The 11,070-nt window shown below is 62.7% G+C and carries 10 protein-coding genes; 4 read left to right on the forward strand and 6 right to left on the reverse strand.

The features are described from left to right. Window positions 1-380 precede the first annotated feature (380 nt). Complete coding sequence (gene phoC / locus BHE81_RS03825; protein WP_002901387.1) at window positions 381-1,127, reverse strand: acid phosphatase PhoC; 747 nt, start codon at window positions 1,125-1,127, stop codon at window positions 381-383. A gap of 225 nt (window positions 1,128-1,352) precedes the next feature. Between phoC and selD the strand changes: the two genes are divergently transcribed. From selD to BHE81_RS03840, 3 genes are all read left to right on the forward strand, one after another. Beyond that, a complete protein-coding gene (gene selD, locus BHE81_RS03830; protein ID WP_004176528.1) occupies window positions 1,353-2,396 on the forward strand; it encodes a selenide, water dikinase SelD in 1,044 nt (347 codons plus the stop codon). 4 nt (window positions 2,397-2,400) lie between these two features. Further along, complete coding sequence (locus BHE81_RS03835) at window positions 2,401-4,347, forward strand: DNA topoisomerase III (protein WP_004148065.1); 1,947 nt, start codon at window positions 2,401-2,403, stop codon at window positions 4,345-4,347. Window positions 4,348-4,526: 179 nt separating this feature from the next. Further along, entirely contained in the window at window positions 4,527-5,507 is a 981-nt protein-coding gene (locus BHE81_RS03840; protein ID WP_004140406.1) for an NAD(P)H-quinone oxidoreductase, read from the forward strand. 43 nt (window positions 5,508-5,550) lie between these two features. On the opposite strand, the gene gdhA is transcribed toward BHE81_RS03840, so the two are convergent. Both gdhA and BHE81_RS03850 read right to left on the reverse strand, forming a co-directional pair. Next, window positions 5,551-6,894 (reverse strand): NADP-specific glutamate dehydrogenase, encoded by a 1,344-nt coding sequence (gene gdhA / locus BHE81_RS03845; RefSeq protein WP_004176526.1) that lies wholly within the window; start codon window positions 6,892-6,894, stop codon window positions 5,551-5,553. A gap of 182 nt (window positions 6,895-7,076) precedes the next feature. Next, window positions 7,077-7,487 carry a pyrimidine (deoxy)nucleoside triphosphate diphosphatase gene (locus BHE81_RS03850; protein ID WP_004176525.1) on the reverse strand — a complete coding sequence of 137 codons (411 nt, stop codon included), beginning with the start codon at window positions 7,485-7,487 and terminating at the stop codon, window positions 7,077-7,079. Between the two features lie 86 nt (window positions 7,488-7,573). On the opposite strand from BHE81_RS03850, the gene BHE81_RS03855 reads away from it, so the two are divergent. After that, window positions 7,574-8,197, forward strand: a complete 624-nt coding sequence (locus BHE81_RS03855; RefSeq protein ID WP_002901398.1) for a CDP-alcohol phosphatidyltransferase family protein — start codon at window positions 7,574-7,576, stop codon at window positions 8,195-8,197. Window positions 8,198-8,248: 51 nt separating this feature from the next. Here the strand turns inward: BHE81_RS03855 and BHE81_RS03860 are convergent, their stop codons facing one another. The 3 genes from BHE81_RS03860 to BHE81_RS28565 all read right to left on the reverse strand — a co-directional run. Next, entirely contained in the window at window positions 8,249-9,556 is a 1,308-nt protein-coding gene (locus tag BHE81_RS03860; protein WP_004214268.1) for a sulfurtransferase, read from the reverse strand. Window positions 9,557-9,649: 93 nt separating this feature from the next. After that, window positions 9,650-10,282, reverse strand: coding sequence for an ATP-binding cassette domain-containing protein (locus tag BHE81_RS03865; protein ID WP_004151926.1), 633 nt, complete (start codon window positions 10,280-10,282; stop codon window positions 9,650-9,652). Continuing rightward, the coding region (locus BHE81_RS28565; protein ID WP_228268700.1) for an ABC transporter permease subunit at window positions 10,282-11,070 on the reverse strand (789 nt) is incomplete at its 5' end. The genes BHE81_RS28565 and BHE81_RS03865, both read right to left, overlap by 1 nt.

Genomic DNA, 11,070 nt, shown 5'->3' on the forward strand with positions numbered 1-11,070 from the left:
GCTGGCCGGAGCCCGGGGGTACAGGGGGCGGCGGCGACTGGCCGCCCCCTGTGCGCTCCCGGCGCCATGAGTGACATAACGCAGACGATTAACCGGGAGCGCAATGTGCACTGAAATCACATGCGACAACGCTTTTCCCGGATTAAGAAAATTGCATATCGATAAAAGTATCTACATTGAAGAGGGCCGGTCTTAATCCCGTCGCCCCGGCAAGCGTAGCGCCGCCGGACGAGAAAATCAGGGACGGTACCCTTGATGTTGCCGGGTGGCGGCTGGCGCCTGACCCGGCCTACAACCCCTACCATTCGAATCAATCGCGGTTTTTGTAGCCCGGACAAGACGCGCCAGGCGCCGCATCCGGGAATGCAACGGCGATGACGTTACTTCTGCCTTTTCGCGAATTCATCTTTGGCTTTCTGCAACTGCTGCTGGAAGGCCGGGTTGGTGTGCAGCGTAGCGACCACCGCGGAGCCGACGATGCGCGCCGCATCGACATCGCTCTGCCAGTGATAGCCGCAGATCACCCGGCTCTCGCCGAGCTCATAGCCGCGCTTCAAAATTTCGTTTTGCCGCTGCGGGTTGATCTCCGCCAGCACCAGGGCGGTGGCCCAGCCGATAGAGGTATGCCCGGACGGGTAAGAGCCGTTTTTCGCCAGCTTGTCCTGTTCGGTGGTGTTGCAGGTGGAGACGCCATAGAACGCAAACGGGCGAATGCGCATGTATTTCTCTTTCGCGCTGCGGGTCGCCAGGTCGCCGGCGTCTTCAATCATATTGGTCAGCAGTTTGTGAAGCTGCGGCGCGTCTTTCTCGGTAATCGGCGAACCAAAGGCGCTGGAGAAGGCGTTGGCCACGCCGCCCGCGCTGAGGTTGGCATCCTCTGCCGCCAGCTTCCCGCGCTCGGTATTGCGCAGCAGACGTCCTTGCTCATACATCGCCTGATCGTTTAAAAATGCGATACTGCCCACCGCCGGCGGTGGTGGCAACAGCGCCAGGCTGTCGATGGCCTGGGCATTGGTCAGATAGTAGAGATCGGGCTTGGTGGTGACATCGTTCCCGGGGGGAACCAGAGCAAAGGCGTTAACGGAGAAGAAACTGGCCAGGCAAAGGGCAAGAACACGCTTTTTCATTAGAATTTCCTTACGTCATAATCATTCCAGAGAAGACAGTCCTGTGCTGTCACATTTCTGTCATCTTTAAGTAAAAGTGAAAATGGTCGGGAAAAAATTGTCGCGTCTCGCAAAAACGGCTTTTTGTCTGCTTAATGAGCAACCATACGCGATTTCAGACTGTCGTACTTACCACCCTGGCGTTTGGGCGCTAACATAGCGGGATTGCAATGACAGGAGATGTCCATGAGCGAGCAAGCCATTCGTTTAACGCAATACAGCCACGGAGCCGGTTGTGGTTGTAAAATTTCCCCGAAAGTGCTGGAAACTATCCTGCATAGCGAGCAGGCGAAGTTTGTCGACCCAAACCTGCTTGTCGGCAACGAAACCAGCGATGATGCCGCCGTTTACGATCTCGGTAATGGCACCTCGATCGTCAGCACCACCGATTTCTTTATGCCGATTGTCGATAACCCGTTCGACTTTGGCCGCATCGCCGCCACCAACGCCATCAGCGATATTTTCGCTATGGGCGGGAAACCGATTATGGCGATTGCCATCCTCGGCTGGCCGATCAACACCCTGGCGCCGGAAATCGCTCGCGAAGTGGTGGAGGGCGGGCGCTTTGCCTGCCAGCAGGCGGGGATCGCGCTGGCGGGCGGCCACTCCATTGACGCCCCGGAGCCGATCTTCGGTCTGGCGGTCACCGGCGTGGTGCCCACCGAGCGCATCAAGAAAAACAGCACCGCCCAGGCGGGCTGCAAACTGTATCTCACCAAACCGCTGGGGATCGGCGTACTGACCACTGCAGAGAAAAAATCGCTGCTCAAGCCAGAGCATCAAGGGTTAGCGACGGAGACCATGTGCCAGATGAACCTCGCCGGCGCCGCGTTTGCCGCCATCGACGGGGTGAAGGCGATGACCGACGTCACCGGCTTTGGCCTGCTCGGCCACCTCAGCGAGGTGTGCCGCGGGGCCGGCGTGCAGGCGCAGCTGCGCTATGCCGACATCCCAAAACTGCCGGGGGTGGAGGACTATATCGCCGCCGGCGCGGTGCCGGGCGGCACCGGGCGCAACTTTGCCAGCTACGGCCATCTCATGGGCGAGATGCCGACGGAGTGGCGGGATCTGCTGTGCGATCCGCAGACCTCCGGCGGCCTGCTGCTGGCGGTGACCCCGGAGGCGGAGGCGGAAGTTCAGGCCGCCGCGGCGGAGTTCGGCATTAAGCTGGCCGCCATCGGCGAGCTGGTGACCGCCCGCGGCGGGCGACCCATGATCGAGATCCGTTGATTCGATGCGGTTGTTTATTGCAGAAAAACCGAGTCTCGGTCGGGCTATCGCCGATGTGTTGCCTAAACCGCACCGCAAAGGCGATGGCTATATTGAGTGCGGCAACGGGCAGGTGGTCACCTGGTGTATCGGCCACCTGCTGGAGCAGGCGCAGCCGGACATCTACGACAGCCGCTATGCCCGGTGGAATCTCAACGATCTGCCGATTGTGCCGGAGAAATGGCAGCTGCAGCCAAAGCCCTCGGTCACCAAACAGCTGAATGTCATCAAGCGCCTGCTCGGCGACGCCGAGGAGGTTATCCACGCCGGCGACCCGGACAGAGAAGGGCAGCTGCTGGTGGACGAAGTACTCGACTACCTGCAGCTGGCGCCAGAGAAGCGTCAGCAGGTGCAGCGCTGTCTGATTAACGATCTCAACCCGCAGGCGGTGGAGCGGGCGATCAACCGTCTGCGCGCCAACAGCGAGTTCGTGCCGCTCTGCGTGTCGGCGCTGGCGCGGGCCCGCGCCGACTGGCTGTACGGCATCAATATGACCCGCGCCTACACCCTGCTGGGGCGCAACGCCGGCTATCAGGGGGTGCTCTCGGTGGGGCGGGTGCAGACCCCGGTACTTGGCCTGGTGGTCCGTCGCGATGAAGAGATTGAAAATTTCGTCGCCAAAGATTTCTTCGACGTGAAGGCGCATATCGTCACGCCGCAGGAGGAGCGTTTTGTCGCCACCTGGGTGCCGAGCGAAGCCTGCGAACCTTACCAGGATGAAGAAGGGCGCCTGCTGCATCGTCCGCTGGCCGAGCATGTGGTTAAGCGCATCGAAGGCCAGCCGGCAATCGTGACCGGCTATAACGATAAGCGCGATTCCGAACCCGCGCCGCTGCCGTTCTCGCTGTCGGCGCTGCAGATTGAGGCGGCCAAACGTTTCGGCTTCAGCGCGCAGAACGTGCTGGATATCTGCCAGAAGCTGTACGAAACCCACAAACTCATCACCTATCCGCGTTCGGACAGCCGCTATCTGCCGGAAGAGCACTTCGCTGGCCGCCATGCGGTGTTGAATGCGATTGCCGTCCATGCGGCGGACCTGCTGCCGCAGCCGGTAGTGGATCCGGAGATCCGCAACCGCTGCTGGGATGATAAAAAGGTCGACGCGCACCATGCGATTATCCCAACCGCCCGCAGCAGCCAGGTGAAGCTCACCGATAACGAAGCGAAGGTGTACACCCTGATCGCCCGCCAGTATCTGATGCAGTTCTGCCCTGACGCAGTGTTCCGCAAATGCCAGATTGATCTTGAGATCGCCAACGGCAAGTTTGTCGCCAAGGCGCGTTTTCTGGCCGAGGCGGGCTGGCGGACGCTGCTTGGCAGCAAAGAGCGCGATGAAGAGAACGACGGCACGCCGCTGCCGGTGGTGGCCAAAGGCGATGAACTGCTGTGCGAGAGGGGCGAGGTGGTGGAGCGTCAGACCCAGCCGCCGCGCCACTTTACCGACGCCACGCTGCTGTCGGCGATGACCGGGATTGCCCGCTTCGTGCAGGATAAAGATCTGAAGAAGATCCTCCGCGCCACCGACGGCCTCGGCACGGAAGCGACCCGCGCAGGGATTATCGAGCTGCTGTTCAAGCGTGGTTTCCTGAGCAAAAAGGGGCGCTATATCCACTCCTCGGAGGCCGGCAGGGCGCTCATTCATTCCCTGCCGGAGATGGCCGGGCGACCGGACATGACCGCCCACTGGGAGTCGGTGTTGACGCAGATCAGCGAGAAACAGTGCCGCTATCAGGACTTTATGCAGCCGCTGGTGGGGACGCTGTATCAACTGATCGATCAGGCGCGCAGCACGCCGGTGCGTCAGTTCCGCGGCCTGGTGGCGCCGGGCGGGGCGAAGAAGTCGTTCAGCAAAGGTAAAGGGAAGCCGAAAGGCAAAAAAGCGGCAGACGATACCGCGCCGCCGCCGCAGTAACCCGCCGGTGGTCGCGAGGATGCGTTACCCCGCGGCCACCGCTTCTCCGCCAGCCAGGCCAATGGTCTACACTAAACAGCCGGGAAGAGCCTGGACGCGGGGCCCCTGAGCAGGGGATGCCCGCTGCGCTTTTCCTGAGGCCGATGCCCCATTTCTCTCATAGGCGATAAGGAGGACCCGTGAAATATATTGCTATCAGCCAACCGGGCGGCCCGGAGGTATTGCAGATCCGCGAAGGGGAGATCCCCACCATCGGGGAGCATGAGGTGCTCATTGAGGTGAAGGCGGCAGGCGTCAACCGGCCGGATATTCTGCAGCGCCAGGGTCTGTATCCCATGCCTGAGGGCGTCACCCCCGTGCCCGGCCTCGAGGTGGCGGGCGTGGTTGTTAAGGTCGGCGCGCAGGTCACAGCGTTTACGCCCGGCGATCGCGTTTGCGCGCTGACCAACGGCGGCGGCTATGCCGAATACTGCGCCGTGCCGGCAGGCCAGACGTTGCCGATCCCGGCGGGCCTCAGCTTTAGCGAAGCGGCCGCCATTCCGGAAACCTTCTTCACCGTCTGGGCGAACGTCTTCCAGCTGGGTAAGCTGCAGCCTGGCGAAAGCATTCTGGTCCACGGCGGCGCCAGCGGGATTGGCACCACCGCGGTCCTGCTGTGCCACGCGCTGGGGATGACCGTCTATGCCACCGTCGGCCAGGACGAAAAAATTGCTGCGCTACGTCCCTATGCTACGGCGATTAACTACAAAACCGATGATTTTGCCGAGAAAATCGGCCAGCTGACCAACGATGAAGGGGTGGACGTCATTCTGGATATTGTTGGCGGCCCTTACTTTAACCGCAACCTTGGGCTACTGAAAAAGGATGGACGACTGGTCATCATCGGCTTTATGGGCGGGCGAATCGCTCATGAGGTTGATATTCAGACTCTGATGCTCAAGCGAGCCACCGTCACCGGCTCGACCATGCGCGGCCGGACGGCGGCGGAGAAACAGCAGATTGCCGAGGCGCTGCGCCGCCACGTCTGGCCGCTGCTAGAGGCAGGGAAATGCAAGCCGCTGATCTACGCCAGCTACCCGATGGCGGAGATTGCCGAGGCCCATGCCTGTCTGGACAGTGGTCAGCATCTGGGGAAAGTGGTGATCACGATGACGTCGTGAGACGCATCCCGGCGGGCTGCCGCCGGGATGGAGTTAGGGGAGGTTAAATCACGCCCTGGGCCAGCATAGCATCCGCAACCTTCACGAAACCGGCGATATTCGCGCCGCGCACGTAGTTGGTCTGCTTCGCTTCGCCGCCGTACTGCACGCAAGCGTGGTGGATATCCAGCATGATGTGATGCAGGCGGGCATCCACTTTTTCCGCTTTCCAGCCCATGCGCGCGGCGTTCTGCGCCATCTCCAGACCGGAAGTCGCCACGCCGCCGGCGTTGGCCGCTTTGCCCGGGGCAAACAGCACGCCAGCTTCCAGGAACAGGTCGGTTGCGGCGATGGTGGTCGGCATGTTGGCGCCTTCCGCCACGGCCTTGACGCCATTGGCAATCAGCTGGCGGGCGGCATCGACGTCCAGTTCGTTCTGGGTCGCGCAAGGCAGGGCAATATCCACCGGCACTGACCACGGCTGCTGGCCTTCAAGATAGGTGAGGCCAAATTCGCGGGCGTAATCGGCCACGCGGCCGTGGGCACGCTCTTTAATGTCGATCAGGCGGGCCAGTTTTTCTTTGGTGAAGCCCGCTTCGTCAACGACGGTGCCGTTGGAGTCGGAGGCCGTCACCACCCGCGCGCCAAGCTCCATCGCTTTCTCAATGGCGTATTGCGCGACGTTGCCGGAGCCGGAGACCGCCACGCGAGCGCCTTCGAAGCCGAGGCCGTGACGTTTGAGCATCGCTTCGGTGAAGTAGATCAGGCCGTAACCAGTGGCTTCCGGACGGATCAAGCTGCCGCCAAAGGAGAGTCCTTTACCGGTGAAGACGCAGGCGCTGTTGTTGGAGAGCTTGCGCATCATTCCGGCCATAAAGCCGACTTCGCGACCGCCGACGCCGATATCGCCCGCCGGTACGTCGGTATCCGGGCCAAGGTGGCGATAGAGTTCGGTCATCAGCGCCTGGCAGAAACGCATCACTTCGCCATCGCTCTTGCCTTTAGGATCGAAATCGCTGCCGCCTTTCCCGCCGCCCATCGGCAGAGTGGTCAGGGCGTTTTTGAAGGTCTGCTCGAAGCCAAGGAATTTGAGAATCGACAGGTTAACCGACGGGTGAAAACGCATCCCGCCTTTATACGGGCCGATGGCCGAGTTGAACTGCACGCGCCACGCGCGGTTGACCTGGACCTGATTGCGGTCGTCCACCCACACCACGCGGAACTGGATCACGCGCTCCGGTTCCACCAGACGTTCCAGCAAAGCAAGCTGACGATAGCGCGGATTTTCCTCAAGGAAAGGCCACAGGGTGGTCATCACCTCCCGGACGGCTTGAGCAAATTCGGTTTGATGAGGATCGCGCTGTTGAACGCGGGTGAGAAAGCCTTCCAGAGTGCACGTCTGATCCATAGATATCAGTTCCCCTTATGGTTGTGGTTGCATGTATTTATTATGATTCGGTCCTTGAAAAAACCGATTTTCCGACTATAACACCGCTAATCCTTAGGCAAGCAAGGAAAAATTGAGCCGACAACAAAATTTATAATTGCCCGCTCGTCATAACTAAAAGCGATGACGAGGCGGCGGGCGGATCAGCGGACGGAAAGGGTGGGGCGCTGGGCGATAAAGGCGTGCAGCAGAGGAATATCGGCCGGGGCGAGATCGAGGGCCAGCGCTTCTGTGGGAAGGCACCAGCGCAGCTGAGTGTGATAGTGGGCCAGCGGCGTGCCCTGAAAGTGCGGCACCCACCAGGCGTGCAGATGGATCCGGCGGCCGGAGACCTCCCGCTGATGGCTAGCGATATAGCAAGCCGGGCGGGCGATGATGCCCATCTCCTCCTGCAGTTCGCGGGCCAGCGCCTGCGGCTGGCTTTCACCCGGCTCCACTTTGCCGCCGGCGAACTCCCACATCCCCGGCTGGTCGGCGTGGGGCGGACGCTGCGCCAGCAGAATCTGGCCATCCTGTTCAATAATGGCGGCGACAACATCAATCATTTTTAGCATAAGCATCAAGGTTAATAAGACGAATATGGCCTATTATCACCGCCATAGACCGTAACTGACAACCGCCAACCCTGCTGGAGACCTTCGTGCTTGATAGCCACCTGCATCCGCGCCTTAAACCCCTGCTAAACGCTGTCGCCGGCGCCCTTGACCGCCCCGGCATCTCACCGGACGGGCTGACGCTGGTCGGTTTTGCCATCGGCGTGCTGGCTCTGCCCTTTCTGGCGCTGGGGTGGTATGGCGCGGCGCTGGCGGCCATTCTCCTTAACCGCCTGCTGGATGGCCTGGACGGCGCTCTGGCGCGGCGGCGCGGGCTCACGGACGCGGGCGGCTTTCTCGATATTGCGCTGGATTTTCTCTTTTACGCCCTGGTGCCGTTCGGCTTTATTCTGGCGGATCCGCTGAACAATGCCCTGGCGGGCGGCTGGCTGCTGTTTGCCTTTATCGGCACCGGCAGCAGCTTTCTCGCTTTTGCCGCCCTGGCGGCCAGGCACCAGATCGCCAATCCCGGCTACGCCCATAAATCGCTGTACTATCTCGGGGGACTGACGGAGGGGACGGAGACCATCCTGTTGTTTGTCCTCGGCTGCCTGTTTCCGGCGCATTTCGCCTGGCTGGCGTGGCTGTTTGGCGCGCTGTGCTGGCTGACGACGGCGACGCGCATCTGCAGTGGCTACCAGACCTTAAAGCGGGTAACGACCACAGCGTAAACGGGGTATCGCGCGTCGCCGACAAAGGGCGACGCGCTGAGGCGGGGCGAGTTACTGACTGCTTTCCGGGCCGCGCTCTCCGCGGGCCACCGGATTGTGCGGGTTGCTGCTCCATTCGTACCAGCCGCCGTCGTACACCGCGACGTGGGGCCAGCCCATGGCGCGGGCATACATAAAGGTTTCCGAGGCCCGCCAGCCGGTCCCGCAATAGAATGCCACTTGCTGGCTCGGCAGAATGTTCCACTGGCGCCACAGGGCAGCGATATCGTCGGCGCTGCGCATGGTGCCGTCCGGGTTATGGAAATCCTCCATGTGCGTGGAGTCGCTCCCGGCGTGGCCCCAGCGGGCGCCAGCGATGTCGCCCTTCGGCTTGATATAGCTGTAGCCGCTGGTGGTGCCGATAAACTCCGGCCACGAGCGGACGCTGACCAGCGAGGCGTCCTGACGATGCAGCAGCCCGCGGGCTTGTTCGGTATCCAGCATCAGCTGCGGCTGGCCGGGGATCGGCGCGCCGAAATCAGGCGCCGGCTGCTGCGCCGGTGGCATACCGCGCTCTACCGGCAGCCCGGCGTCGGACCAGGTCTGCCAGCCGCCGTCAAGCAGGCGCACGTCTTTGACCCCGGCGTACAGCATGATCTGCGCCACCCGCGCTGCGGCGTAGACGTCGCGACCATAGAGGATCACCGTGGTGTCATGCCGGATGCCGTGCTTCGCCAGCATCGCCTTCAGCTGCGCGTCGGACACTTTATTCCACAGCGGTTCGCTCTCCACCTCATTGGTATCGATATAGCCCGCGCCAGGGATATGGCTCAGCAGATAGAGCTTCGGCGCTCCCCAGGCGGCTTCAAACACTTTCCAGTCGCCTGCCGGGGCGGCGGCGACCGCTTTCCCTTGCTGTAGGTCGTGCAGCCACTGGGGGTAGACCAGCTGTTCAAAGTGCGGCAGCTTTTGCAGACGGTCGGTCTGGCTCAGCGCATCGCTCAGGGTGCTGAGCCGGGTGAAACCCGTTTGTTTCAGCCGCGCCGCGACGCTGACGTTATCCTCCGGGCTGCCGTACAGCGCGATGGGGGTATCGGACTGGAGCTGGTGCTGCTTAGCCCAGGCGCGCAGCTGATCGTCGCTCATGGCGCCGAGCCAGCGGGCGGAAAGATTGAGGGCCTGCGGCTCATGGCCTTCCGGGCCGTTGGCGCGCTGCGGCCAGCCGTTGTAATAAGCGCTCAGCCGGGTGTCGATGGCCACGCCGTGCTGCTGTTGCAGGTGGGAGAGAGTGAGCGCTGGCATGGTTTCAGCGGCGCAGGTAGTGGAAGCAGCAAGCCCCATGAGCAGGGCGAGTGCGGTCAATTGAGAAACACGTTTCATCGAAATGCCCGACGGTAAAAAGTGGAGGGCGTATTCTCCACTCGCCAGGCGCCGATTTCTTTGCGGTAACGCAGGTTTGCACGCTATTGTCCTTCATTGCCAGCGCTCCATCGCCAGGCAGCGCCCCGTCGGCGGGCAGTCCTCGCGATCGTGGGTGACCAGGATCGCCGGAATGGCCTGGCGGGCCAGTTCTTCAAAGACCCAGCGGCGGAACCCGGCGCGCAGGCTGGCATCCAGGCGGCTGAAGGGCTCATCAAGCAGCAATGCCTCGGGGCGCGCCAGCAGGGCGCGCAGCAGGCTCACCCGCGCCCGCTGCCCGCCGGAGAGCGTGGCCGGATCGCGCGGGGCGAAGCCCGCCAGCCCGGCGCGGCTAAGCGCTTCCTCCACCGCGGTTTTTCGCGCCTCGCCGCGCACGTTCTCCGGCAGCGCCAGCTGTAAATTTTGCCCGACGCTGAAATGGTCGAACAGTAACGGGTCCTGAAACAGAATGCCGATGCGCCGATGCTCTGTCGGCAGCGTATCGCAACGCCGTTCGTTGAGCCACAGCTCGCCTCGGGCGCGAAAATCGCCGGACAGGGCGCCAATCATCCAGGCAAACAGCGTTGATTTCCCGCTACCGGAGGGGCCCATCAGCGTCAGCACCTCCCCCGGGGCTACCGAAAAGGCGACCTCCTGCAGCAGCGGCTGGCGTCTCACGCTCAGGGTCAGATGGTTTACGGTTAGCACTAGCGAAGTCCTCGTCGATAGCGGCCTGCCAGCCAGGCCAGCAGAGCGGTCAGGGTAAAGCATACCGCCGGCAGCAGTAATTGCCACAGCGCCTGAGCGGCGAGCGTCTGCGCCTCGCCGCCGCTGCTGAGCGCCACCGCCTGGCTGGTGAGCGTCGGAATTCGGCCAGCCCCCAGCCATAGCGTTGGCAGATACTGCGCGATGCTCACTGAGAAGCCCACCGCCAGGGCGGTCAGCAGTGGGCGAGTTAGCGAAGGCAGGGTCAGCAACCAGAAAATACGCGTGGATCCCCAGCCGAGCGTGCGGGCGACAACCGTCAGACGCGGATCGCGCTGGCGCCAGGCCGGGCGCAAAATAAACAGCATCCATGGCACCACCCACAGCAGATGGCCCCACAGGACGGTCCGCCAGTCACCGTCAAGCCAGGCGTACAGCGCCAACCGGTACTGGCCGTCGGCCAGCGGCAGGGCCGGCAGGACCAGCGGTAGCCAGACCCAGCCATCGCCTCGCGCCGGGCCGCAGGCCAGCCACAGCAGGCAGACAGCCGCGCCGAGGGCGCAGGCCGCCAGCGCCAGCCCAAGGCTGTTGCCGAGGGCATCCATCTGCGGCGGCGCCGAGCGCGCCAGCCCCGCCAGCAATAGCGCGCCCAGCAGACCGCTCAGCGGCAGCAGCGCCGCCAGCAGGCGGCCGGGCAGGGCATGAGGATGCGGGTGACGAACACCGTGCAGATCGGGCTGGTACTGGCGCTGTAGCCGCCATCCGCCCCAGGCGACCAGCGCCAGCCCGCC

The sequence above is a fragment of the Klebsiella sp. AqSCr genome (genome assembly GCF_008452795.1).
In the GTDB taxonomy this organism is placed as follows: Bacteria; Pseudomonadota; Gammaproteobacteria; order Enterobacterales; family Enterobacteriaceae; genus Klebsiella; species Klebsiella pneumoniae.